The 24,214-nt window shown below is 68.3% G+C and carries 18 protein-coding genes and 1 pseudogene; 13 read left to right on the top strand and 6 right to left on the bottom strand.

What is annotated here, in order from left to right; genetic code table 11:
* The first annotated feature begins 41 nt into the window (after nucleotides 1-41).
* Nucleotides 42-1,373: a hemolysin family protein gene (locus tag AB0F13_RS21535; protein ID WP_362084783.1), complete on the top strand. Its 1,332-nt coding sequence runs from the start codon at nucleotides 42-44 to the stop codon at nucleotides 1,371-1,373.
* The gene (locus AB0F13_RS21540) at nucleotides 1,370-2,476 is read left to right on the top strand and encodes a hemolysin family protein (RefSeq protein ID WP_362084556.1); all 1,107 of its coding nucleotides are present in this window, start codon (nucleotides 1,370-1,372) and stop codon (nucleotides 2,474-2,476) included. Before AB0F13_RS21535 ends, AB0F13_RS21540 begins: the two co-directional genes overlap by 4 nt.
* 82 nt (nucleotides 2,477-2,558) lie before the next feature.
* On the opposite strand, the gene AB0F13_RS21545 is transcribed toward AB0F13_RS21540, so the two are convergent.
* Together AB0F13_RS21545 and AB0F13_RS21550 are read right to left on the bottom strand one after the other, a co-directional pair.
* On the bottom strand, nucleotides 2,559-4,481 hold the full coding sequence (locus tag AB0F13_RS21545) for an AAA family ATPase (RefSeq protein WP_362084559.1): 1,923 nt from the start codon (nucleotides 4,479-4,481) through the stop codon (nucleotides 2,559-2,561).
* A 533-nt stretch (nucleotides 4,482-5,014) separates the two neighbouring features.
* Entirely contained in the window at nucleotides 5,015-5,566 is a 552-nt protein-coding gene (locus AB0F13_RS21550; RefSeq protein ID WP_362084786.1) for a hypothetical protein, read from the bottom strand.
* A gap of 218 nt (nucleotides 5,567-5,784) precedes the next feature.
* On the opposite strand from AB0F13_RS21550, the gene AB0F13_RS21555 reads away from it, so the two are divergent.
* Together AB0F13_RS21555 and AB0F13_RS21560 are read left to right on the top strand one after the other, a co-directional pair.
* A complete protein-coding gene (locus AB0F13_RS21555; RefSeq protein ID WP_362084562.1) occupies nucleotides 5,785-7,146 on the top strand; it encodes a C39 family peptidase in 1,362 nt (453 codons plus the stop codon).
* A 550-nt stretch (nucleotides 7,147-7,696) separates the two neighbouring features.
* Nucleotides 7,697-9,889 carry an EAL domain-containing protein gene (locus tag AB0F13_RS21560; protein WP_362084789.1) on the top strand — a complete coding sequence of 731 codons (2,193 nt, stop codon included), beginning with the start codon at nucleotides 7,697-7,699 and terminating at the stop codon, nucleotides 9,887-9,889.
* Between the two features lie 140 nt (nucleotides 9,890-10,029).
* Here AB0F13_RS21560 and AB0F13_RS21565 read toward each other — a convergent pair.
* Nucleotides 10,030-10,386: pseudogene (locus AB0F13_RS21565) on the bottom strand (DUF779 domain-containing protein); the annotation flags it as partial.
* 214 nt (nucleotides 10,387-10,600) lie between these two features.
* Here AB0F13_RS21565 and AB0F13_RS21570 point away from each other — a divergent pair.
* Nucleotides 10,601-11,329: a nucleotidyltransferase domain-containing protein gene (locus tag AB0F13_RS21570; protein ID WP_362084565.1), complete on the top strand. Its 729-nt coding sequence runs from the start codon at nucleotides 10,601-10,603 to the stop codon at nucleotides 11,327-11,329.
* Nucleotides 11,330-11,336: 7 nt separating this feature from the next.
* Here the strand turns inward: AB0F13_RS21570 and AB0F13_RS21575 are convergent, their stop codons facing one another.
* Nucleotides 11,337-11,999: a class F sortase gene (locus AB0F13_RS21575; protein ID WP_362084568.1), complete on the bottom strand. Its 663-nt coding sequence runs from the start codon at nucleotides 11,997-11,999 to the stop codon at nucleotides 11,337-11,339.
* An 85-nt stretch (nucleotides 12,000-12,084) separates the two neighbouring features.
* The gene (locus AB0F13_RS21580) at nucleotides 12,085-12,831 is read right to left on the bottom strand and encodes a hypothetical protein (RefSeq protein ID WP_362084571.1); all 747 of its coding nucleotides are present in this window, start codon (nucleotides 12,829-12,831) and stop codon (nucleotides 12,085-12,087) included.
* Between the two features lie 884 nt (nucleotides 12,832-13,715).
* Between AB0F13_RS21580 and AB0F13_RS21585 the strand changes: the two genes are divergently transcribed.
* Nucleotides 13,716-14,804, top strand: a complete 1,089-nt coding sequence (locus AB0F13_RS21585) for a globin domain-containing protein (protein ID WP_362084574.1) — start codon at nucleotides 13,716-13,718, stop codon at nucleotides 14,802-14,804.
* A gap of 37 nt (nucleotides 14,805-14,841) precedes the next feature.
* The gene (locus tag AB0F13_RS21590; protein WP_362084577.1) at nucleotides 14,842-15,459 is read left to right on the top strand and encodes a pyridoxamine 5'-phosphate oxidase family protein; all 618 of its coding nucleotides are present in this window, start codon (nucleotides 14,842-14,844) and stop codon (nucleotides 15,457-15,459) included.
* A 57-nt stretch (nucleotides 15,460-15,516) separates the two neighbouring features.
* On the opposite strand, the gene AB0F13_RS21595 is transcribed toward AB0F13_RS21590, so the two are convergent.
* Nucleotides 15,517-16,791, bottom strand: coding sequence for a serine hydrolase domain-containing protein (locus tag AB0F13_RS21595; protein WP_362084580.1), 1,275 nt, complete (start codon nucleotides 16,789-16,791; stop codon nucleotides 15,517-15,519).
* Nucleotides 16,792-17,284: 493 nt separating this feature from the next.
* Here AB0F13_RS21595 and AB0F13_RS21600 point away from each other — a divergent pair, with 493 nt between their 5' ends.
* The 6 genes from AB0F13_RS21600 to AB0F13_RS21625 are packed head-to-tail and all read left to right on the top strand — an operon-like array spanning nucleotide 17,285 to nucleotide 24,196.
* A complete protein-coding gene (locus AB0F13_RS21600) occupies nucleotides 17,285-18,667 on the top strand; it encodes a cytochrome P450 (RefSeq protein ID WP_362084583.1) in 1,383 nt (460 codons plus the stop codon).
* Between the two features lie 57 nt (nucleotides 18,668-18,724).
* Nucleotides 18,725-19,750, top strand: a complete 1,026-nt coding sequence (locus tag AB0F13_RS21605) for a UbiA family prenyltransferase (RefSeq protein ID WP_362084586.1) — start codon at nucleotides 18,725-18,727, stop codon at nucleotides 19,748-19,750.
* Nucleotides 19,740-20,447, top strand: coding sequence for a ubiquinone/menaquinone biosynthesis methyltransferase (locus tag AB0F13_RS21610; RefSeq protein ID WP_362084589.1), 708 nt, complete (start codon nucleotides 19,740-19,742; stop codon nucleotides 20,445-20,447). The genes AB0F13_RS21605 and AB0F13_RS21610 overlap by 11 nt, the downstream gene beginning before the upstream one ends.
* Before the next feature lie 58 nt (nucleotides 20,448-20,505).
* Nucleotides 20,506-22,284 (top strand): non-ribosomal peptide synthetase, encoded by a 1,779-nt coding sequence (locus AB0F13_RS21615; RefSeq protein WP_362084592.1) that lies wholly within the window; start codon nucleotides 20,506-20,508, stop codon nucleotides 22,282-22,284.
* Nucleotides 22,281-23,015, top strand: a complete 735-nt coding sequence (locus AB0F13_RS21620; RefSeq protein WP_362084595.1) for an alpha/beta fold hydrolase — start codon at nucleotides 22,281-22,283, stop codon at nucleotides 23,013-23,015. Before AB0F13_RS21615 ends, AB0F13_RS21620 begins: the two co-directional genes overlap by 4 nt.
* Entirely contained in the window at nucleotides 23,012-24,196 is a 1,185-nt protein-coding gene (locus tag AB0F13_RS21625) for a cytochrome P450 (protein ID WP_362084598.1), read from the top strand. The genes AB0F13_RS21620 and AB0F13_RS21625 overlap by 4 nt, the downstream gene beginning before the upstream one ends.
* The last annotated feature ends 18 nt before the right edge of the window (nucleotides 24,197-24,214 follow it).

Below are 24,214 nucleotides of genomic sequence, written 5' to 3' on the forward strand. Positions count from 1 at the left end.
AGTACCTGCGCCGCCCCCCACAGCGAGGCGGCGTCATGAGTATCACCGTGTCTCTTCTGCTGCTCGCGGCAGCGCTGCTCCTCATCCTCGCGAACGGATTCTTCGTCGCCGCCGAGTTCGGCCTGGTGACCGTGGAGAAGCCGGAGGCCGAGCGGGCCGCGGCCGACGGCGACCCCCGGGCCCGCACCGTCGTGGCGTCGCTGCGCGAGCTCTCCTTCCAGCTCTCCGGCACCCAACTGGGCATCACCATCACCTCCTTGGTGGTCGGCATGCTCGCCGAGCCAGCGCTCGGCCGCCTGCTCACCGGCCCCTTCACCGCCGCCGGGCTGCCGGGCGGTGCCGCCGCGGGCGTCGCCGTCGTGGCCGGCATGCTGGTGGCCTCCGCCGTCCAGATGGTCGTCGGCGAGCTGGTGCCCAAGAACTGGGCCGTTTCCCGGCCGCTGCAGGTCGCGCGGTTCGTCGCCGGCCCGCAGAGCCTGTTCGCCCACTTCTTCCGGCCCGTGATCACCCTGCTCAACACCGTTGCCAACCGGCTCGTACGGGCCCTGGGCGTGGAGCCCGCCGAGGAGCTGGCGTCCGCCCGCACCCCCGGCGAACTCGTCTCGCTCGCCCGCCACTCGGCCCTGGCCGGCACCCTGGAGCAGGACACCGCCGACCTCTTCGTCCGCACCCTCTCGCTGGGCGGGCTGACCGCCCAGCACGTGATGACCCCCCGGGTGAAGGTCAGCGCCCTGCAGTCCACCGCGACCGCCGAGGACGTCCTGAACCTCACCCGCGCCACGGGCCTCTCGCGCTTCCCCGTCTACCGGGAGCGGCTCGACGAGGTCGTAGGCATGGTCCACCTCAAGGACGCGCTCGCCGTGCCCGGCCACGAACGGCTGCGCACCCCCGTCGCCCGGATCGCCGTCGCCCCCATGCTCATCCCCGGCACCCTGCCCGTGCAGCCGCTCCTGGAGCGGCTGCGCAGCGAGCAGCCGATAGCCGTGGTCGTCGACGAGTACGGCGGCACGGCCGGAGTGGTCACGCTGGAGGACATCGTCGAGGAGCTCGTCGGCGAGGTGCGCGACGAGCACGACGCTGCGGACGCGGGCCGTCCGCAGCTGGCCCCGGTGGCCTGCGAGGACGGGCGCCAGGCGTGGGAGGCCGACGGCGGCTGCCGGGTCGACGCGCTGCGGCGCATCGGCCTGGAGGCGCCCGACGGCCCGTACGAGACGGTCGCCGGACTCGTCGCCGGCCTCCTGGGCCGCATCCCCGCTCCCGGGGACGGCGCCGAGCTGCCCGGCTGGCGGCTCTCGGTGCGCCGGGTCGGACACCACCGCGCCGAGCGGGTGCGGTTCGTCCGTACGGACCCTCCCGCGGGAGCGCAGCGATGAACGTGCTGCAACTCCTCTTCGCACTGCTGTTGGTGCTGGCCAACGGCTTCTTCGTCGGTGCCGAGTTCGCGCTGGTGTCCGTGCGCCGCAGCCAGATCGAGCCGAAGGCCGCCGAGGGCTCGGCGCGCGCCCGTACGGTCCTGACCGGTCTGGAGAACCTGCCGCAGATGATGGCGGCGGCCCAGTTCGGGATCACCATCTGTTCGCTGACGCTGGGCGCGGTCGCCGAGCCGACCGTGGCGCGGTTGCTGGAGCCGGTCTTCCACGCGGTGGGGCTGCCCGAGGGGCTCATCCACCCGCTGGGCTATGTGATCGCGCTGGCGCTGGTGGTCTTCCTGCACCTGGTCATCGGCGAGATGGTGCCGAAGAACCTGGCCATGTCCGCCCCCGACCGGGCGGCGCTGTGGCTGGGGCCCGGGCTGGTGACGTTCGCCCGGCTGTGCCGGCCGGTCACCCGGCTGCTCGGCGCCTGCGCCCACGGGGTGCTGCGGCTCTTCCGCGTCGAGCCCAAGGACGAGGTGGAGGCGGTGTTCACCAGTGAGCAGCTGACCCACCTCGTCGAGGACTCCCGCCAGGCCGGGCTGCTGGAGCGCGAGCAGCAGGAACGGCTGGAGGACGCGCTGGGCCTGGGCAGCCGCCCGGTCACGGACGTCCTGCTGGATCCGGCCACGCTGGTGACGGTCGACCCCTCGGTCACCCCCCGGCAGGTCGAGGAGCTGACGGTACGCACCGGCTACTCCCGCTTCCCCATATGCGCGACGGGCCGTACGGGCAGTCCCGTGATGGGGTACCTGCACGTCAAGGACGTTCTCGACCTGGAGGAGCGGGACCGGGCGGTGCCTCAGCACGTCTGGCGCCGCGTGGAGACGCTGCGGGCCGAGCTGCCGCTCGACGACGCGCTGACGGTGATGCGCAGGGCCGCCGTGCACCTGGCGGCGGTCACGGACGCGTCGGGGCGCGTGCTGGGGCTGGTGGCGCTGGAGGACGTGCTGGAGAAGCTCGTGGGCGAGGTCCGCGACCCGGCACACCGGGAGGCGCCCGCGCCGACCGTCCGCGTCACGGATCCGCGCGTGCCGCAGGCCCAGGAGGCGATGGCGGGCTGAGCCCGCAGCGGGGCTCCGCCCCGGGCCCCGGTCCTCAATCGCCGGACGGGCTGAATTTCCGGGGCCCGGTTCCCGTCCGGCGTCAGGGCGCGGGATCCTGCGGATCCCTCGCGTCGCCCTGGCGGCGGCGCTGGGAGCCCCACCCGGGCCCCGACAGGACCTCTCCGTACGCCTGCATCAGATCCGGCAGGCGCAGCGTGGCCAGGTCGTCGCGGGTCGGCGTGCCCGGGTACGCCGAAAGGCGCAGATCGCGGTACGCGCAGCTCTTCTCGTACAGGGTGCGCAGGAAGCGGCCGTTGCCGAGCTCGTCGATCCAGCCCTGTTCGACCACGTGGCCGCTGATGCTGCGCAGTTCCTCCAGGGCCTCCTCGTCCCAGGCGTCGCCGTTCTCCGCGGCCAGCACCTCGCCGATGCTGGTGAGTTCCAGGGGGCGGTAGCTGGGGAAGTCCACCCGGGTGGTGAAGCGGGAGTGCAGCCCGGGGTTGGCGGCGAGCAGCCGGTCCATGCCCTCGGGGTAGCCGGCCAGGATGACCACGAGGCGGTCGCGGTTGTCCTCGGCGCGCTTGAGCAGCACCTGCAGGGCCTCGTCGCCGTAGGCGTCGCCCTTGCTGTAACCGGAGTTGGACAGGCTGTACGCCTCGTCGACGAAGAGCACTCCGCCGAGCGCGGAGTCGATCAGCTCGTTGGCCTTGACCGCGGTCTGGCCCAGGAACTCGCCCACCAGGTCGGCCCGCTGGGCCTCGACCAGGTGGTCGCCGCCGAGCAGCCCGAGGGCGTAGAAGACGCGGCCGAGGATGCGGGCCACCGTGGTCTTTCCGGTGCCGGAGGGGCCGGAGAAGACGAAGTGACGCTTGGGGGGCTGCACGGGCAGCCCCTGGCCGGCGCGCAGCCGGGCCATGTGCAGCTGCGCGGACAGCGCCCGCACCTGACGCTTGACCGGTTCCAGGCCGACCATCCGCTCCAGCTCGGCGAGGGCCTTGGCCAGGAGTACGGGGTCGGAGCGGCCGGGCAGTGGCGGGGGCCCGGGCTGTGCCGGTACCCGCAGCTTCTCGCGCACGCCGTCGGCCTCGACGGGGGCGTTTCCGGTGGGCACGGGTCCGGGAACGGCGCCGGGGTCGGTGCCGGTGAGGACGTCGCGGCTGTCGAGGGGGTCGGGAGCGGTCTGCGCCTCCGGCTCGGGCGGCTCGGCGAGGGACGCGCCCAGCGGCACGGACGGCAGGTCCACGTGTTCTTCGTCCAGCCCGTCCCCCTCGGCGATGGCGGTGAGCCGGGCCGAGGTGTCCATGAAGGAGGGGTCGACGCGGTGCACGGCGCGGTAGAGGGGGAGCGCGGCGGCGCTGCGGCCGGTGCCCTCGTGGGCGCGGGCGAGCCAGTAGCGCAGCTCCTTGCGCTGCGGCTGCTCGCTGCGGCAGCGCATCAGCGCGGCGGCGAGCAGCGGCTCGGCGTGCCCGTACATCTCCAGGCGCACCCGGGCCATGCCGCCGAAGAGCCCCGCCTCGATGCCGAGCAGCGGGTCGTCGAGGAGGGGTTCGGTGTGCCGCACGAGCTGGTCCCAGTCCTTGACCAGGTAGGCGCGGCAGGCGTGCAGGAAGCGCACCTGCGGGTCCGTCTCGACCGGCGGGCAGCCGGCGAGGGCCCGGTCCAGTTCGGGGACGTGGCGGCCGTCGAGCCAGTGCGAGGCGTGCGCGAGCAGCAGGTCGCGGTGGTTCTCCAGCACCGGCTGCACCCACCAGCCCAGCCAGTACCAGGAGTTCAGTGGACGCCGGTGCCGGGCGCGCTGTTCGCCGAACCGGTCGCGGTGGCGGTACATGCGCAGCAGCGCGGTGGTCGTCTCGGCGCGCAGCGCGTGCAGGCCGAGCCAGGCGTCGGCCATGCCCGGGTCGACGCGGACCGCGGCCCTGAACTCCTTCTCGGCTTCGGTGTACGCGCCCATGGTGTAGGCGTCGACGGCGCGCAGCCAGGCGAGATCGGCCGGGGCGGGTGGGCCCTGCATGCCGAGATCCATCACGTCCCCCACAAACCTGCCCCCGTAGCGTGCCGTGCCGCCGGGCGAGTGCCTTGGCCGCGCCTTTCCGAACTGCTGTGCTGTGGACGGGAGTTGCGTGGCAGTGCCGACGCGTCCCGCGGAGGGTGCCCGGGGCGTGCCCGGGAGCTGCCCGCCGATGGGTGCGCCGCCTCGCATCGTACCTGCGTGGCCGGGGTCGGCCGAAGGGTGCGGGGGCGCAGTTCACGGCATGAGCGCGAGCCGGGGGCGGCCGCGAAAGTGATCCCGGGGAAGGTCACCCAGGGTGACGAGCCGGAAGGGCCTCGTGGGACAAAGGGCTCAAATCACAGCGCGAGGCGCGGTACGAAGCCCCCGATCACGGGGGAACAACCGGGGGCTTCGCGTCTGCAAGCGGCCCTCGTTCGCCGCACATTGAGAACGTAAGTCCTGTACGACCCCCGGGTCAAGCCGAGTTGGGGCAGTCGGCGGGGAATGCCCTCAGGTGAGGAGCGGACCGGCCGCGGGTGTTCACGGAGGGTGAGGGAGGGGGCGGATCAGTTGGTTTTCGGAGGCCCCGGAAGCAACACATATCCCTCCTGACACTGCTGCACCAGGAGTTCGGCGTACGGGCGGGTGGGGTCGGTTGTGAAATGCGCGCGCTCCGCTCGCTTCCAGCCGTCCCAGAATTCGGTCAGTGCGGGGCCGTCGCGGAGTTGACCCCTTTCCCAGGAGCCCTCATCCGTCAACTCCATCCACAACAGGCATGCCAGGTACGGCCGTAGCGCGCGCCGCCCCGCGCCGACGCCCTCCACCAGGACGACGGGCGCGGCCTGAAGGACGTGCTCCTGCCCGAAGCGGCGCGCGACCCAGTCGTACGCCCGGTACTTGGCGGCCTCCCCGCGCGCGAACGGCGTCAGGACCCACTCCCGCAGCCGCCCGGTCCACTCGAACAGCTCCTCGTGCGTCGCCAGGTCGTCCAGGTGCAGTACGGGTGCGCCGCCCAGTGCCGCCGCCAGCCGCCCGGCGAAGGTGGTCTTACCGGACCCCGCGTGGCCGTCCACGGCGACGAGCCGCACCGGGCCGACGGACGGGGGCAGCGCCCGCAGCCGGCGGGCGAGGGGGCCGAGCGGGTCGGGGGGGCCGGGGGAGCCTGGCCCATGGCCGGATCGATCGTTCACCGGACCACCCTAGGACCGGCCCGTGCCCGCACGGGCATTGAGGGCACGCCGCGCGGGAATCACTGGCCTGGACCGTCCGAGCCGCGATAGTGGACCGGCCGGACCGCGCCCGCAGCTCCACCACCCACGACTGGGGGACCACCGTCATGTCCAGCAGACCCACACCCCGCCGTACCGTGCTCACCGCCGCCCTCGCCGTAGCGGCGGCCGCCTCGCCCCTGTCCTCGGCCGCCGCGGCCGCGCGCGGCGGCCCGGGACGGCCGGCCGGCTCCGTCGACCACCGGGCCTGGACCACCTTCCCGCAGTGGGCCGGCGGCACCGGCGCCGGCACCCGCGTCCTGGGCGGCGACCGGCCCGGCCTGGTCGTGGACCGCCCCATCGGCACCCTCGAGTACACGGACCCGCACACGGGCACCCGGGCCCCCTGGGAGTACGCCACCTGGCTCGCCCCCGTCCGCACCCTGCCCGCGCCCGCGACCGAGATCGTCGTGTCCTGGAACGCCCGCACCCCCGCCGGCACCTGGCTCCAGACCGAGCTGCGCGCCGCCTACACCGACGGCACGCGATCACCCTGGTACGTGATGGGCCGGTGGACCTCCGGGGACGCGGCCGGCGACATCCGCCGCACCTCCGTCGACGGGCAGGGCGACAAGAAGAGCAGCGTGTCCACCGACACCCTCGCCGTCGACGACCCCGCCGGCGGCCTGCGCCTGGCCTCCTACGAGCTCCGGCTGACCCTGCACCGCAAGCCGGGCACCCCTGTGACGCCCACGGTCTGGCGGCTCGGCGCGATGGCCTCCGACATCCCCGAGCGCTTCACGGTGCCCGCCTCGCGCCCGGGGGAGGGGGCGGGCCACAGGCTGACGGTGCCCCGCTACTCCCAGGAGATCCACAAGGGCCAGTACCCCGAGTACGACAACGGCGGGGAGGCGTGGTGCAGCCCCACCTCCTCCCAGATGGTCATCGAGTACTGGGGCCGCACGCCCACCGCCGAGGACCTCGCCTGGGTCGACCCCTCCTACGCCGATCCCCAGGTCTGCCACGCGGCCCGTCACACCTACGACCACCAGTACAAGGGCTGCGGCAACTGGCCCTTCAACGCCGCGTACGCCGCCACGTACCACGACCTCCAGGCGGTGGTGACCCGCCTGCGCTCCCTCAACGAGGCCGAGCGGCTCGTGCGGGCCGGGCTTCCGCTGATCACCTCCCAGTCCTTCCTCGCCTCCGAGCTCGACGGGGCCGGCTACGGCACGGCCGGCCACCTGATGTGCCTGGTCGGCTTCACCGAGGACGGCGACGTGATCGCCAACGACCCGGCCAGCCCGTCCGACGCGGCGGTCGAACGCATCTACAAGCGGCGGCAGTTCGAGAACATCTGGCTGCGGACCAAGCGCTACAACGCCCAGGGCCAGGTCAGAAGCGGTTCGGGAGGCATCTGCTACGTCTACTTCCCGGTGCAGCCGACGACGCGTCAGGCGCGCGCGCTGGCATCGGTGGGGGTGCGCTGAGTCGCGCTTACCGCACACCGCCCGCTCCTCCGTCTCGTCATATGATCATTTATTGATCGTTGACGCGGGTCGCAGCCGCCGAAAGCTCGGCGACTGCGCAGGTCGGCGAGATGCATCTCACGTGCGGAGAGGGTTTCGTGCGGCCGTGCAGGGGACCCCACAAGGGGTGAACATGGCTGGTGGCTGAATGCGGATGACCCATTTCCGCTTGTTGCTTCCATTCGAACGAACGATCAGTAGCCTCTGCTCAACACCCCCCAATACCCCTGCTATTGAGCTGGAGACACACTCTGATGGAGCGTCCCACCCGGGCCCCCCGGGGCGTCGACCTGTCCGTGCGCGGCGACCGCGCGGTCGGTTCTCCGTGGCTGACGAGCCCTCGCGAGAATGCCGTGCGCCACGGTTCCAGGGACGGGAATCCGGCGTATGCCGGGCTCACGGGGGTGGGGTGGCGGCCATGACCGGAATGTCCAGTGGCAGAATGCTGTCCGTGGATCAAACCGTCACCCCGGTTTCGTATGCCGCCGTGGACACGGCCGTGGGCACTCCCATGACCGCAGGAGAGCCCGGCTCCGACTTCCGGGACGACCGGCTGCGGCGGTTCGCCGCGATCTGGAGCCGCGCGGTCTACCCGGCCACGGCGGGCGTCATGGTGCGCCCCCTCACGCGTGCCCAGTTCGAGCGCCAACTCGTCCCGCTCGCCCGCACGCTGCGCGACGTGCTCTACGCCCGGCCGTTCGACCCCCGGCCCGCCACCGAGGTCGGCGCCGCGCTGGTGGGCGCGCACTGCACCGATCCCGAGGCGCTGCCCCTGATCCTCGGCGTCATCGACGCCTACCTCGTCCTGTACCTCCCGCCCGAGGACCCCATGCCCGCCGAGGAGAGCCGCGCCCGCTGCTCGCGCGTACAGCACGCCGTGGCCGCCGGCTTCGCCCGCGCCCTGGGCGAACACGCCCGCGCCGAGCAGGAGACCGCCTCCCGCACCGCGCTCGCCGCGCGGCGCGAGAGCGAACGCGCCCTGCACACCAGCGAGGCACGCTTCCGGGCGGTCTTCGAGGGCGCCGCCCTCGGCGTCGGCATAGCGGACGTCGAGGGCCGCGTGACGGACGTCAACGAAGCGCTGATGCGCATGTTCCGCAGCCCCGGCCGCAAGGTCAACGGCCGCAACGTCGGCGAGTTCGTCCACCCCGACGACTCACCCGAATTCTGGGGCCTCTACCGCGAACTGGCCCGCGGCGAGCGCGACCACTACCGCGTCGAGAAGCCGTTCTACCGCAGCGACGGCAGCGTGCTGTGGACGGACCTGTCGGTCACCCTCCTGCGCGACGCCTCCGGCGAACCCCAGTACCAGCTCGCCCTCATGGAGGACATCACCGAACGCCGCCTGCTGCACGAGCGGCTGCGCTACGAGGCCACGCACGACGCCCTCACGGGCCTGCCCAACCGCGCCCTCTTCTTCGAGCGCCTCGACGCCGCCCTCACCCCGCCACCCGAGCGGGACGGGGCCGCTCCCACCGGGGCCGGCGCCCACGTCGGCCTGTGCTACCTCGACCTCGACGGCTTCAAGTCCGTCAACGACAGCCTCGGCCACACCGTCGGCGACCGGCTGCTCGTCGCCGTCGCCGAGCGGCTGCGCGCCTGCGCCACCGCACCGTACGAGCTCGTCGCCCGCCTGGGCGGCGACGAGTTCGTGGCCCTGACCACCGGTCCCTGTGCCGCGGGCGACGTCACCGCCCTCGCCCGCCGCATGCTCGCCGCCCTCGCCGAGCCCGTACACCTCGACGGCCGGGACCTGTCCGTACGGGCCAGCATCGGCGTCGTCGACGGCCCCGCCGGCGAACTCGGCGCGGCGGAGGTGCTGCGCAGCGCCGACATCACCATGTACCGGGCCAAGGCCGCGGGCGGAAACCGCTACGAGCTCGCCGACGCCGACACCGACGCCCGGGTCATCGCCCGGCACAGCCTCACCAACTGCCTGCCCGCCGCCCTCGACAACGGCGAGTTCTTCATCGAGTACCAGCCGCTCGTACGGCTGGAGGACGGCACCGTACGGGGCGCGGAGGCCCTGGTGCGCTGGCTGCACCCGGTGCACGGGGTGCTCGGGCCGGACCAGTTCATTCCGCTCGCCGAGAGCACCGGGCTGATCGTGCCGCTCGGCCGCTGGGTCCTGGAGGAGGCCGCCCGCCAGGCCCGCTCCTGGCGCACCCGGGGCGAGTGCGGCGCACCGCTGCGCGTCAACGTCAACCTCTCGCCCTCCCAGCTGCGTCACCCCTCCCTGGTCGCCGACACCGTCGCCATCCTCGCCGACGTGGGCCTCGACCCGGCCGCCCTGTGCCTGGAGGTCACCGAGAACGCCCTCATCGGCGCCGACGAGGAGGAGCTGCGCCCCCTGCGCCAGCTCGCCGACCTCGGTGTGGACATCGCCCTGGACGACTTCGGCACGGGCTACTCCAACCTGTCCTATCTGCGCAGGCTGCCGGTCAGCACCCTCAAGCTCGACCGCTCCTTCACCCGCGGCATGCAGCGCGCCCCGGCCGACCCCGTCGACGTGAAGATCGTCGAGGGCATCGTCTCCCTGGCCCACACCCTCGACCTGTCGGTCACGGTCGAGGGCGTGGAAACGGGTACACAGGCCGACCACCTGCGGTTACTGGGCTGCGATACGGCTCAGGGCTGGTACTACGCCCGTCCCGGGCCGCCGGAGCGCCTGCACACGCTCTCCCTGGCGGACGCGGCGTCGTAGGCCTCCCGGCGGCGGCCCTGGGCCTGAACGCGGTGGGCGTCCCGGCCGTCGGGCACGCGTGCCTGGCGATCGTCGGGCACGGGTGTCCCCCGGTTGCCGGGCACGCGTGCCTCGCGGTTGTCGAGCACGCGTGCCTCCCGGTCGGTCAGCAGCCGCGACCGGATCAGGAACCGTACGCCTTCGGGCGCCTCGAGCGAGAACCCGCTGCCGCGCCCCGGCACCACATCCACCGTCAGGTGGGTGTGGCGCCACCGCTCGAACTGCTCGGCCGACATCCAGAATCCGACCGGCTCCTCCACCCCGTCGACGGCCAGTTCCGCCAACAGCACGTCGGAGCCGCCCGTGCGGAACTCGCCGCGCGGATAGCACATGGGCGAGCTGCCGTCGCAGCAGCCGCCCGACTGGTGGAACATCAGCGGCCCGTGCTTCGCCCGCAGCAGGCGAATGAGCCGGGCGGCCGCGGGGGTCAGCGCGATACGGGAGACGCCCTCGCTCATGACAGGTGCCCGGGCGTCCGGCGTAAGTGCACAATCATGGAATATCCCTCCTCGATGTGCTGGGGGACGACAGACTGCCCCGTGCCGCGAACTGATCGCCAGGGGTACGGCCCGCCCGCATCCGGGCGCCTTCCGTGCCGCTTCGCGGGGCGTCGCCTGCCGCCGGCCGAAATCCGCTGGCCGGCCCGGCTGCGCGGCGCCGAGAATGGGCCGCATGTCGCAGTGGGAGCATCTGGTCGAGCAGCACACCATCCTGTCCGTGGTAGCCGGGTCGCGCGCCTTCGGACTGGACACCGCCGCCTCGGACACCGACCTGCGGGGCGTGTACGTCGCCCCCACCGAGGACTTCTGGCGGATGAGCAAGCCGCCCACCCACCTCGACGGGCCGCTCCCCGAACAGTTCAGCTGGGAGATCGAGCGGTTCTGCGAGCTCGCCCTGAACGCCAACCCCAACCTGCTGGAAGTCCTGCACGCCCCCCTGGTCGAACGCTGCACCCCGCTCGGCACCGAACTGCTCGAGCTCGCCCCCGCGTTCCTCTCCCGCCGCGTCCACCAGACGTTCGGAGGGTACGCGCAGTCGCAGTTCGCCAAGGCACGGGCCCACCTGGAGCGTGCCGGTGAACCCCGCTGGAAGCCCGTCGTGCATCTGCTGCGCCTGCTGATCAGCGGCACCGCGCTCCTGGAGACCGGCACGCTGCAGGTCCACGTCGGCCGGCACCGCGACCGCCTCCTGGCCGTGCGCCGCGGCGAGGTGCCCTGGGAGGAGGTCTGCGCGTGGCGCGACCGGCTCGCCGAACGCCTCGACGCCGCCCTCGCCCACAGCCCGCTGCCCGGAACACCGGATGCCGGCCGGGTGGAGGCCTGGCTGGTGTCCGTACGGCAGCGCGCCCTGCGCACCGGGGCGACGGCCGGGGTGCGCCAGGCGCGGTGCACGGCAAGATGACGCTGGATCAGGTGGCCTCTTCCGTCTCGTCCGAACGTTGCGCGGCGAATCCGGTGCCGGTGCCCGGGGGCACCTGGGCGGCCCCGGTCAGATAGGCGGAGACGACCACGTTGGCGGTGTACTGGCGATGGGCGCGGTCGTAGTCGCCGCCGCACGTGATCAGGCGCAGCTCGGCGCGCTTGGCGTCGGGCGAGCCGTAGACCTTGTCGGCGTCGAACTGGTCGTTGGCGACGACCTCGACGTTCTCGACGGTGAACTCGGCGGTGGAGCCGTCCGTACGCATGACGTCGATCTTCACGCCGCGCTTGATGTTGCTGAGCTCGTAGAAGACGGCCGGTGACTTCTTGGTGTCCACGTGGCCCACGAGAACGGCGGCGCCGCTGCTGCCGGGCTGAGGCCCGTCCTGATACCAGGCCACGGCGTTGGGCCGCTCGTACGGGGGCGCCTCGACCCCGCCCAGCGGGTCCAGCCCGTGCCCCTCGATCGGGGCCCGTAGCCCCATGGCCTTGATGACGAGCCTCTGGGGGCCTGCCCCCGGCAACGGTTCGTGTGCCGGGGGCAGGCCGTTGTGCGCGGGGGGACGGCCTGCGGCGGTGGCGACCTCACCGGTCTTCGGAGCCGCGGCTATCGGCTCCCCGGTGTTGCCGTTGCTCAATAGCCACAGAGCCATGAGCAACGCTGCCCAGGCCGCCCCTGTCAGCAGACGGCTGTAGCCACCTGTGCGCACTTCTGACATATCGCCGGTCCGCTTCCTGTCACTGCTTGGCCGTGTTGGCGCGACGGCGGTACCAGATCAGCCCACCGGCGATACCCGCAGTGGCGCCCACGAACGCGAGTGCCGGGGTGTCGAGAGCCGAGGACTCCGAAGCGGCCACGTCGGCCGTGGCGCCACCACCCGCGTGCGCGTGGTGACTCGGCCGGCCGTGGTGTTCGCGGCCACCGTCGTGGCCACCGTCGTGACCGCTGTGGTGCTCGCGCCCGCCGTCGTGGTGGTCACGGCCGTTGTGGTGCTCGCGCCCACTGTCGTGGTCGTCACGACCCTTGTCGTGGTCACGACCCTTCTCGTGGTCGTCATGACCCTTGTCGTGGTCGCGCCCACTGTCGTGGTCGTCGCGACCGTGGTCGCGCCCGCTGTCATGGTCGTCGCGGCCCTCGTGCTTCTTGTGGCCGTCGTGCTCGTCCCGGCCGTTGTGGTCGTCGTCGCAGTCGTCGTCCCGACCGTCGTGATGGTCACGGCCCTTGTGGTGCTTGCCGCCATCGTCGTCGTCGCAGTCGTCGTCACGACCCTTGTCGTGGTCGCGCCCGCCGTGGTGCTTGCGACCGTGGTCGTCGTCGCAGTCGTCATCGTCGTGCGTGGTGGCAAGACGGCTGTCGGCCTTGACGGTGGACAGCTCAACCGCCCCGGCCTTGGCGGACGGGTCGTTGAGGGCATAGGCGGCCGGGGCCGCGCAGACGGCAACTGCCGTCAGGGTGCCGCAGAGTGCGGTACGGATTGATTTCACGGGATGTACCTCCTTGCCTCCGAGGTTCACCCCGCACTCCGGGCGGAGCATCCGCAGGGTAGTCGTATTGCTCCATTCGGTAACGGATTCCGGCCGGACGGGTGGCGCGGCCGCTGGATACCGGCTGAATCCGGGCTGAACAGGCTTGGCGCCGAGGTCGCGGGCGGCCTCGCCACCCCGCGACGGCCCGCCGAGCTGGTGGGCGGGGACGGGCACGACGTCCTCGACGGAACGGCGCGCGTCGTGACGGCGCAGGCAGGGGTGACGGCCGGGTCGTTCTCGCCTGGTTTGTCCTTCTGAACGGCCGCGGCCGGCCATCGGCTGCCCCCCCCCGGAGGCACCGGCCTGCGCCTGGGGCTCCGACGGCATCTGAGGTCAGGGCGGCAGCAGTGGCTCGATATATGCCCCAAATCACCACACCGGTCAGGCCCGGCCAGGGCAATGCGACAAGAACTTGTGACGAGATCTAGCGGATACACCTCTTCCCCGCTTCGTGATCCTCATTGAGGATCGTGTGGCATCCGGAAGCACTCCGTCCGCTTCATCGACTCTGCGCTCCAATGAGGACTCATGTTGGCCCCATTCGACTCCCATGCCGCGCCCTTCAGATGGAGATTCAGTGAAGGTCCCGCCCTCTGTGCGCCTCGAAGGCGAAGCGCCTTGAGCGATATCACCTCGCGGTATGCCCGATGGAAGCCATGTCGAGCAGCGGATGAGGGAGCGCTGGCCCCTTGAGGTTCCGGATCGGTCGTCCAAGCAGCACATCCGCGCGCCCGTCCCCGGAGGACCCGGTACCGGTCCCAGCCGTACATGCGGGAGAGCCGGAGGCCGTCGAAGCACCTTTGTCGGACCACGAGATAGGCCTCATAAGGACTTCTCTGTCAGTGGTCGAGCCCCGCGCGGGGGAGATAACGGTCTACTTCTACGCAATTCTTTTCGCTCGCTACCCCCAGGTCCGTCAGATGTTCCCGCAGGGAATGGATGCCCAGCGCGATCGCCTCCTGCGCGCGCTGTTGCGCATCGTGGATCTGGCCGACGACCCCGAAAGTCTCGTCCGCTTCTGCGGACATCTCGGCCGCGATCACCGCAAGTTCGGCACCCTCGCCGCGCACTTCCCGGCTGTGGGCGAGTGCCTCCTCGCCGCTCTGGCCCGGTACGCCGGCCCCGCGTGGACCCTGGATATCGCCGCCGCCTGGGCGAAGGCCTACGGCACAGTCGCCCAAGTCATGATCAGTGCGGCCGAGCAGGACGAGGCCGTACGGCCCGCCGTGTGGCCCGCCACGGTTGTGCACCGTGTCTCGCGCGGCCATGGCATCGCCGAAATCACCGTACGCCCCCACATTACCTACGAGTACGCCGCAGGTCAGTACGTGAGCGTCGAGACTCCTTGGTGGCCGAAGCGGTGGCGCTACTACTCCGCGGCCAACGCGCCTCGTGAGGACGGCACACTCACCTTTCATGTGCGCGCAGTGGCCGGCGGCTCGGTCAGCGACGCACTGGTGCACCGAGCGGCGGTGGGCGACGTACTCCAGCTGGGGCCCCCGATGGGTGACATGGTCCTGGATGCCGCCGATCACAGGAAACTGCTCTTTGTGGCCGGCGGCACCGGTCTCGCCCCGATCCGCGCACTCATTGAAGAGGTCGCCCACCGAGGGGGACGCCATCAAGTGGATCTGTTCCTCGGCGCCCGGACCGGGGCCGAGCTGTACGCGGTCGACGACATGCTCCGGATGGCCCAACGACACCACTGGCTGACCATCAGGGCCGCAGTCTCCCACGAGCACCTCCCCGGAATCCGGGGCTCCCTGCCGGAAGTACTGGCCGAGTACGGGCCGTGGTACGAGCATGACGTCTTTCTCAGCGGCCCGGCTCGGATGGTCGTCTCCGCCATGGAGACGCTCACCCTCAACGGCACCCCGCCCCACCGCATCCATCACGACCCGTTCGAGACGCCGGTCCTGTCCACTTCTTGAGCCGCACCTCTTATCCGCCCTGCCAGGAGAACCCCTCGTGACCTTGCCGCCGCCGCCTTTCGGATCAGCAGGTGAACACCAGCTGCAGCAGCAACTGGGCACCGCCGACCGCGCTGCCCGGTTCTACGATCAACAGGTGCGTCCCCACCTCACACCTGAGATGCGGGACTTCATCGGCCGCCAGGCAATGGTCTTCCTGGCCACCGCCGACTCCCATGGGGAGTGCGATGCCAGCTTTCGGGCCGGGCCGCCGGGATTTGTCCACGTGATCGACGACCACACGCTCGCCTACCCCGAATTCCGCGGGAACGGTGTGCTCGCCAGCGCCGGCAACATGATCGAGAACCCTCATCTCGGCATGCTCTTCGTGGACTTCACGCACCATCACGTGGGGCTTCACGTCAACGGCGTGGCCCACCTCTACCGCGACTGGGACCTACGTAGCATCCATCCCGGCCTACCCACTGACATCGCGCCCGGGCGTAGTCCGGAAATGTGGGTCTATCTCACCATTGAGGAGGCATACATCCACTGTTCCAAGTACATACCCCACCTGGAACCAGCCCCCCGCCCCGCCGGCCGCGACGCAGCCCGCCCCAAGGACTCGGACTATTTCACCAGGCCCCGCACGACACACTGGCCGAGCATTCCGTGAACACCTTCCATGAACAGTGGGCACGGGGATTCGGCTGATACGTCCGGTGAGCGATCGTCAGAAGCGGGAAGGGGACTGCGCCTTCGGCGGGGCCACCGGGACCGGCAGGTTGAACACGTGGTCCGGGGTCACGATCCGGGTGATCGCCTGGCCGAAGAGAGTGCTCGGTTCCGTCCTGTCGTGGAGGATGTCGGTGTTGAGCAGGACGACCAGCGTCGCCTGCTCCTCGGGCAGGTAGATCGTCAGGGACTCGTAGCCGGGCAGGGAGCCGTTGTGGCCGATCCAGCCCTGCACATTGAGGACGCCGAGTCCGTAGCCGGCCCCCGGAATGGTCGTCGGCCGGGTCTTGAGCCGCTCCGCCTGCGAGGCGGGCGTCAGCAGGGTGCCGGTGGCGAGGACGCGCGCCCAGGTCCGCAAGTCCTGGAGGTCGGAGATCATCGCGCCCGCGGCCCAGCCCCAGGACGGGTTCCAGTCCGTGGAGTCCTCGGTCTTTCCGGAGGCGGTCTGGTTGGTGTATCCGTGGGCGTGCGGGCTTGGGAACGCGGCGTCGGTCGGGAAGAGGGTGTGGCGCAGTCCGGCCGGTTCGACCACGTTCTTCTGGATGAACTCGTGCAGCGGAAGGCCGCCGGTCTTCTCCACGACGAGTCCCAGCAGAATCAGATTGGTGTTGCAGTACTCGAATTCCTTGCCCGGCGCGAAGTTCACCGGGTGCTTGAAGGAGTAGCCGAGCAACTCCTGCGGACTGAAGGGACGTTTGGGGTTCGAGGTGAGCGCATCGAAGAAGCCGTCGTCCATTGAATAGTTGAACAGGCCGCTGCGCATGCCCGCCAGTTGACGCAGCGTGATCTCTTTGCCGTTGGGAACGTCGTCGACGTACTTCCCGATCGGATCGTCCAGGCCCACCTTGCCCTGGTCGACGAGTTCGAGCAGCGCGGTCACGGTGAAGGTCTTGGTCTCGCTGCCGATCCGCATGTAAAGGCCCGGGTTCATCGCGGTGTCGTCGGCCTTGTCGGCGACGCCGAAGGCGCGGACGTAGTTCCCCTTGCCGGGCGCCGATAGGCCCACGATCACACCTGGCACTTCGGTCTCGCGCATAACCCGCTGTATCGCGGCGTCCAGTCGTGCGGCGACAGCCGGGCTGAGCCCGGGGAAGCCGGTGCGGGAGGGCGAAGGCGAGGGGGAGGGGGAGGGGGAGGGCGCGGCGACGGTCGAGATCGATGGACCTGGAGCTGTCGCACCGTACGCGGCTCCCGCGGACGCCGGCACGGCCAGAGTCCCCGCCACGGTCAGACCTGCGCAGAGTATTCGCCAGCGTGCTGGTGAGTACCTCATGGCAGCCTCCAAGACAGACGGGGACAAGCCTCTTCCACGAGGCTAGGTCCGGGCCTCCGCCCCCGCACGGCGAGCGCCGCCCCACGTCCGAGCTGTCCGTGACCCCGGTACGGTTTCGCCGTCCACTGCGACGGCCCCCGTTTGCGCAGCCCGCCGTCCAGGGCCGGGGCGCTGAGGGGACCATGACGCATCGTCACGTGAGCGCCCGCGCCCTGACGGGACCGAGTGGCAACTTCCTGTCACGATATTGCAGCACCTGACCCTTTGACGGTAGGACTTGTGACGTCGGGGGATCTTGGTACGAATGCTTCAGGCGGCGACACCCTGTCCGCCCGGTGTACTCAATACGGACCTATGTCCGGCGCTGTTGATGGGAAACTCATTGCTTTTCCATCTTCACTCCGCGAACCTGCGGCGATGTGCTGGCCTCGGCGGAACCGGAAGAGTTTCCCGTCAATGTGCACGACACATCGGCTAACCAAGGGGTTCGGGGATGACAGGAACCGTCACGAGCGCATTACCCACGAGGCAGTTACGGCACGATAGCGGTGTTCTCTCGGCGCCGACAGCGCCACGGGTGCACGTTCCGGCGCTCGGAGATATTCTCCGGCTGCGGTCGAACTTATTGAATGCCATTCAATACGCCGCTTCGGACGGCAGCGAAGTCTCATATTTCAACGTCGGCTCCAAGAGCATGATTTTCATAAATCGGGCCGCTGCGGCGGACGTTGTCCTCTCGGATATTCACACCTTTGGCAAGCCGGACGGCAAAAATCCGCTGAGGTTGGTACTCGGGGACGGATTGATCAGTAATCCGTACCACGATAATTGGTTGCAGCGACGAAGGGCTCTTCAGCCCATGTACGGTCGCCCCAGCCTGGCCGGCATGCAGCAGAAGATGGCCGATGTGATCGCCGAACACACGAGGCGATGGGAATACCACGACCGAACAGATCTGAATGTTCACGAGGACATGCTGGCTTTTGCCCTCGACGTAGTGTCGAGGTGCATGTTCAGTCGATCCGGCGACACAGTATCCGACGTAATCACGCCGGGAACGGTCTCGTTCCTCCTCGGCTTCGTCGAGCGTCGACTCCGGTTGCCGCTCTCCTTGCCAGTAAGCGTGCAGAGCCGGAGGAACCGCAATTTCACCTCGACCATGAGAGATCTCGATGATCTCGTCTATCGGCTCATAAAAGAACGGCGCGGAACCGGCGAACAGCACGACGACCTTCTGGATATTCTGCTGGCGGCCAAAGTCGACGACGCCGGGAATCCATTGACCGATGTCGAGGTCCGGGACGAAGTTCTGACCGCGTTTGTGGCCGCATACGAGACCACGGCCAGTGCGTTGACGTGGATTCTCTACCTGCTGGCGTGTTATCCAGACATTCAGCAGCGTGTCCGTCAGGAGATACGTACGCCTGTATCACCTGGTCAGAAGGAGCGGCAGGGTAGCACATTTCTGGAATGTGTCATCAATGAGGGCATGCGACTGTTCCCGCCGTCCCCGACCATTCCGCGTCAAGTCAAGAAGGATGCGCTCATCGGCTCGGCCGAGGCTCCCAAAGGGTCGTTCGTGATGCTCAACGTTGCGGCCATCCACAGGGACCCAATCATCTGGGAACGGCCCGACGAATTCGTTCCGGAACGTTTCATGAACGGCATCCCCGGAAGGGGAAAGTATCTGCCTTTCGGCGCCGGTGCCCATATGTGCATCGGCAAAGGATTCGCCATGATGGAAATGGGCATGCTCTTGGCGAGTGTTGTCGACAAGTTCGAGATATCGCTGCGGGACTCCGCAGGTCCCGACCCCAGAGCTCTCCTTACCCTGCGGCCTCGTGAAGGTTTCGGACTGACCCTCACACGAATCTGACACCCGCTCCGGGCGCGTATCTTCTGAAAGCGCACGACATCAGAGAGAGGTTGACCTATGCGCCGCATGGCGCGTTTCAGCGCGGTAGTCAAAAACGTGCGTCCTCGCACGCTTCTCGTCAGCCCTCTCTCCTACTGCGTGGGTGTAGCCGTGGCTGATCACCGCTTCGATCTCGCGGTGCTCCTCGGCGTACTCTTTCATATTCTCGCCCCCCTGGCGGCCAATGCTCGCAATGCCGTGACCGATCTTGTCGAGGACGGAAAGAACGTACCCGGCCGCTTGAAGCTGGTCGAAACAGCAGGCGAAGAACTTCTGCAGAAGGTTGTGTCGGCGAGCCTGGGCATCATGCTGCTGCTGTCGCTGATGATATCGTTCGCCCAGACTGTCCTCTGGGTATTCAGCGTTTTCCTGGTACTCGGCTACTCTTCGCCGAGATTTCGGCTGAAGGGCCGTCCGGTCATCGGTATGGCCGTGTTCTCGATGGCGGTCACGGAACCGTACATCGCCGGTGCGCTTCTCGCGGACTCGTGGTGGGAGATTCCTCGATACGACTCCTACCAGCCGATTATTCTTGGAATATTCCTGTTCTGCTGGTATTTCGCTAAGGGAATCATGAAGAATGTTCCCGACTACGCGGGAGACAAGGCAGCTGGACTCAGAACGATTCCAGCACTCTTGCCGTCGCAGCGCTCGGGTGCTTGGGTCGCCGCGATAGCGACAACACTGGTCTACGTCGCGTTCCCGGTGCTCGCTCTCGTCACCAACATACCCGATCGTCTGGTTTACATGGGCGTTATGGTGCTGCCGGCTGTGGCTAATATGATCTCCATGGTCCGGGCCCGAACGCCGGTTGAGTACAACCTGGTTGGCCAACGGGACATGTATGTGTCCGTGGTGTTTCTCGGCCTTCTGCTCTTCGGGGTGCAACTGTCGGTGGGATCAGCGCTGATTGGGCTCCTTGCTGTTGCGGTCATGGTCGGGTCGGACGTGTCCGGAACAGACTCCAGAGCGAGCCGCCATCTCGCCCGGGCCGAGTCGACAGTGAGCATTCCTGGTGGAGGAGGTCTCAGAGGTGACGAGTGACCGCACGCCTCGTGGCAAAGGCTCCGAAGTGCACGGGATCTTCCAGAAGATCGCCGGGTACTACGATCGGATGAACTTCGTCATGACGCTCGGCCGTCATGAGAAATGGTGCCGCGAGGTGGCCGCACGTGTCGCACCGACCACGGGCGGACAGCTGTTGGACTTGGCCACTGGGACAGGTGTGATCGCCTTGGAAGCGGCACGAAAGTACCCTGCCGCCACTGTGACGGGCGTCGACTTCTCGGAGGAGATGCTGAGTCGTGCGATGGCCAAGCCCGGGGCGGACGCGGTTCGATGGCGGCATGCGGATGCGGCCTGTCTGCCGTTTGAGAAGGAGTCTTTCGACGGGATTACCGAAGGCTATCTCCTCAGGAACGTCGAAGACCTGGACGGAGTGCTTCGCGAGCAGTACCGGGTTCTCAAGCCCGGCGGCCGCATTGTGATTCTCGAAACGTGCCCCCCCGGCGGCCCGATGAAGCTGATCGTGAAGTGGGGGATGCGCATCATCGTTCCACTGCTGGGGCAGGTTGTGGCTCGCGACCGATCATCTTATACCTATCTCGAATCCAGCACGCTCGCCTTCGAGTCACCGCAAAACATCGCCGATATTCTGAGTGGACTCGATTTCAAGGACATCGGGTGGCGCAAGAAGTTCTTCGGCACGAACTTCATTCTGTGGGCCACCAAGCCGGGATGACGGCTGACAGCATCAGTATCTTGACGCCAGACAATTCTTGGCGGACCGGGGGGATTTTGTGAGTAAACCTGTTTTGGTCAGCACTCCAGCTGTTCCTTACGTATCACACGCCAAGAAGGCGCTGGAACGCTGGGCATACGAGTACCCCGACCGGGTCGGGGTGATCGGAATTGACGGCCGTGGGCTGACCTGGAGAGAAATCGCCACCTCGACTCGGACCCTGGCCGGCCGACTTGAGCGGGCCGGAATCGGGGTGGGTGATCGAGTCGCCGTCATGGCCGGCCGGTCACGATACGCACTCAGCAGCCTGCTTGCGGTCTGGGCAAACGGATCGTCGGCGGTGCTGCTTGACGAACGGCACCCGATCGAACGTCTGCGCTGGGTATCGCAGGATGCCGGTTGCTCGGCAGTCGTGTCGTCGGAACCGAATGCCGCAGACCTGGGCCTCATGGTGGTCGAGACGTACGACTCCGAGACCGAGTCTGTGGGCCTTCCCTTCACCGGGCTCGGCTGTGACGAATGGACCCGTGGTGAGGGTGAGTTGGAGGCATACGTCGTCTACACCTCAGGCACCACCGGTCGCCCGAAGGGCGTTCGCGTCGGCTCTGCCAGCCTGGAGAATTTTCTGGCCAGTGCCGAATCGCTGAGATATCGGCCGGGCAGTCGAGCCGTTTCGGTTGTCTCTCCGGGTTTCGACGGCTGGTTGTGGTCGATACTCACTCCTTTCGTCAATGGCGTCACGTGCGTCGCGATCGACACCACGCTCGGGGGCGTGGAACAGGCCCTGGTCGCACAGAAAATCGACAATCTTTGCATGACCCCCTCGCTCTACGCCGCGCTCGAGGAGCTGCCGGAGGTCGAGGTTGCCGTGGTGGCTGGAGAGCGCTGCCCGGACTCCCTCGTCGTTCGACTCCAGGAGATCGCCGACCGGGTGATCAACGTGTACGGGCCGACCGAAACCACAATCGCCGCCACCATGGCCGATACCGCCCGCCGGGAGGACCCCCGCACGATCGGTCGTCCGATGTCCGGCTACACAGTCACCGTCGTCGACGCCGACCTGAACGAGGTCCCCCCGGGCGTTACCGGCGAGGTCCTGATCGGTGGCATCGGAGTCGCTCTCGGGTACGTCAGCACGAGCGGGCCGAGCACGGATCGGTTCATCGACCGGAGCGACGCCAGATATTTCCGGACCGGGGACCTGGGGGTGCTCCGTGCCGACGGTCAGCTGAGCATCCTCGGCAGGGCCGACAATCAGGTCAAAATAGGTGGTTTCCGCATAGAACTCGAGGAGATCGAGAACATCGCCTGCGAGGTGAGTGGCGTCGAGGGGGCGGTGGCCTATACGCGTGGTGATCCACCCACACTCGCAATCGGTCTCCAGACGGCATCCGGCGCCCACCTGGACGATGGCCTGCGAAAGCGGCTCACCTCCGAATTCTCCTCACGGTTGCCACGACAGCTGTGCCCGACCTTCATGCATCGAATCGTCGACGTTCCGCTGGAGCCAACCGGTAAGGTTTCGCGACGCGAGGTGGCTGCGCTCGGCGATGTCGAACTGTCCGGCAACCAGAACAACGCGGTGGGAGACAGCGCCCGGTCCATGCGCGATGGCCAATTCCTCGACTGTGTCCTCGCGGCCTGGAGTGACGTGTTCGGGCACAGCGTCGCCGAAGACTCCGACTTCTTCGCTGTCGGTGGACATTCACTACTTGCGGCTCAGCTGGCCTCTCGCATGGAGACGCAGCTCGAGGTCACAGTTTCGATCACCGACGTCCTCACGGCCCGGACTCCTCGAGCGCTGGCAAACCGGATCGAAGAAACGAGGCCGGTGTGACCTATCTACGATCCTTCACCGCGGCCGGCGAGAGTGCCTCCACGACAGTGGTGGTGTTCCCGCAGGCGGGCGCAGGTTGCTTGCGCCTGCGATCGATCGCACCGGCGCTACCCTCCGGGCTGAACCTGTCAGGGGTGCAGTTGCCGGGTCGCGAGGACCGGTTGCTGGACTCTCCAGCGAACAACCTCTCCGAGGTGGTCGATTGCATCAGCGCCGAATTGCGCGATCCAACACATCGTCGACCGCTGGTCTTCCTTGGCGTCAGCCTCGGTGCGCTCGTCGCTTACGAGGTTGCGAGGAAGCTCGAACCCGAGGGCGCGGCGCCTCGTTCGCTGGTGGTGGCCGCGGCCCGGTCGCCTGAGCACTGGGGGACCTTTCCATCGGCGAACCCGCCATTGGCAGAGTTGACGGCTCTGCTGCATCCATCGGTCCGCGAGTCCGAGTTCGCCCGTTACGCCGTCGCGGCGCTGCGCTCGGACCTGCGTCTCATGGCCGACTATCAAGTCCCGTCCACAGCGCTGACGAGCACATCGCTCCGATCGGTGTCGGGACGCCGCGACAGAGTCGTCAGCACCGCGCAGATGGCCGGATGGCGTGACAGATCGACCGATTACCACGGGCATCAGGTGATCGATGCAGATCATCACGAGTTCATGGACCGGGACGTCCTCACCGGGATCTTCTCCGACGTCGCGTTCGAGACCGCTCCACGTCGGGTGGTGTGCGGGTGAAGCAGCGGACGGCGCCGGACCTGTTCGAGCCAGGTCTGTTCGACGGAACCAGGTTCTACGATGCCTTCGCGTGGTACCGGGCAAATGATCCAGTGTCTTGGCAGCATTCCGCCGGGGAGCCGGAGGGGTTCTGGAGCGTCACCAGGTACCGCGACGTGGTGTCCGTTCACAGAGACAGCACGAGGATGAGCTCGACGAAAGGCATGCGGCTCGGCTCGACAGACCGCGCTGTCGACGCCGTCGCGAACAAGATGCTGATCGTTTCCGACCCGCCCGATCACACGCGGATGAAGCGCGTGCTCATCCAGCCGTTCTCGAACGAGGTTCTCGCCAGGGCCGAAGAGTATGTGGAGAAGGTCGTCGCCGACGTCGTCGCAACGGCCGTTCGGAACCCCGAACCGGATCTGATCAAGCATATCGAGCACATCCCGACCGATGTCATCTGCGCGATCATGGGGTTGCCCCGTTCGGACTGGGAATGGATCGGAAAGAAGACCACCGAGGCGTTCGAATCGCCCTCGGAGCTTCACCGAATCACGGCAAACAGTGAGATTTTCAAGTACTTCAACGACATGGTGAGCGAGAATCGCAGAACCGGTGCGAACGAATTCATCAGCAGCCTCACTGATCTGACCCACAGCAGCCCGCAGTTGACCGACGAGGAACTGGTCTTCAATTTCAGCGGGATTCTGGCCGGTGGAAACGAAACGACCCGGTACACGCTGGCTGCGCTCACGCATCAGCTGGTGGAGCACCCGGACCAATGGCGTCGAATCGCCCGGGGAGAGGTCGACCCGGCCGTCGCAACCGAGGAAGGACTGCGCTGGTCGGTGCCCGGGATGCACGTGCTGCGGACCACAACCGAGGCAGTTCGGGTGGGCGAGGTCGAGATCGGGCCCGGACAGCGCGTCGTGACCTGGATCGGCTCGGCCAACCGAGATGCAGAGATATTCGACAACCCGGATACGTTCGATGTCGGACGGACCGGCAACCGGCATCTCAGCTTCGGCGCGGGCCGCCATATGTGTCTGGGGAGCCGGCTCGCGCGGCTGGAAATCACGGCGTATCTCCGGACGCTGCGCAGCATGGTGGGATCGATGACGCTCGAGGGCGAGCCACGCTACAACGGGTCGAATTTCACCTGGGGTTTGAACGAACTTCCGGTGGTGCTTCACGCATGACAGAGACGAGGCCTGCTT

The sequence above is a fragment of the Streptomyces sp. NPDC026206 genome, assembly GCF_040638465.1.
Lineage (GTDB): Bacteria > Actinomycetota > Actinomycetes > Streptomycetales > Streptomycetaceae > Streptomyces.

Coding starts and splice junctions, on each gene's coding strand:
- AB0F13_RS21575 (WP_362084568.1), bottom strand. CDS start 11,999: ATGGCTCTGTGGCTATTGAGCAACGGCAACACCGGGGAGCCGATAGCC.
- AB0F13_RS21560 (WP_362084789.1), top strand. CDS start 7,697: ATGACCGCAGGAGAGCCCGGCTCCGACTTCCGGGACGACCGGCTGCGG.
- AB0F13_RS21570 (WP_362084565.1), top strand. CDS start 10,601: ATGTCGCAGTGGGAGCATCTGGTCGAGCAGCACACCATCCTGTCCGTG.
- AB0F13_RS21600 (WP_362084583.1), top strand. CDS start 17,285: ATGACAGGAACCGTCACGAGCGCATTACCCACGAGGCAGTTACGGCAC.
- AB0F13_RS21595 (WP_362084580.1), bottom strand. CDS start 16,791: ATGAGGTACTCACCAGCACGCTGGCGAATACTCTGCGCAGGTCTGACC.
- AB0F13_RS21605 (WP_362084586.1), top strand. CDS start 18,725: ATGCGCCGCATGGCGCGTTTCAGCGCGGTAGTCAAAAACGTGCGTCCT.
- AB0F13_RS21540 (WP_362084556.1), top strand. CDS start 1,370: ATGAACGTGCTGCAACTCCTCTTCGCACTGCTGTTGGTGCTGGCCAAC.
- AB0F13_RS21555 (WP_362084562.1), top strand. CDS start 5,785: ATGTCCAGCAGACCCACACCCCGCCGTACCGTGCTCACCGCCGCCCTC.
- AB0F13_RS21545 (WP_362084559.1), bottom strand. CDS start 4,481: ATGGATCTCGGCATGCAGGGCCCACCCGCCCCGGCCGATCTCGCCTGG.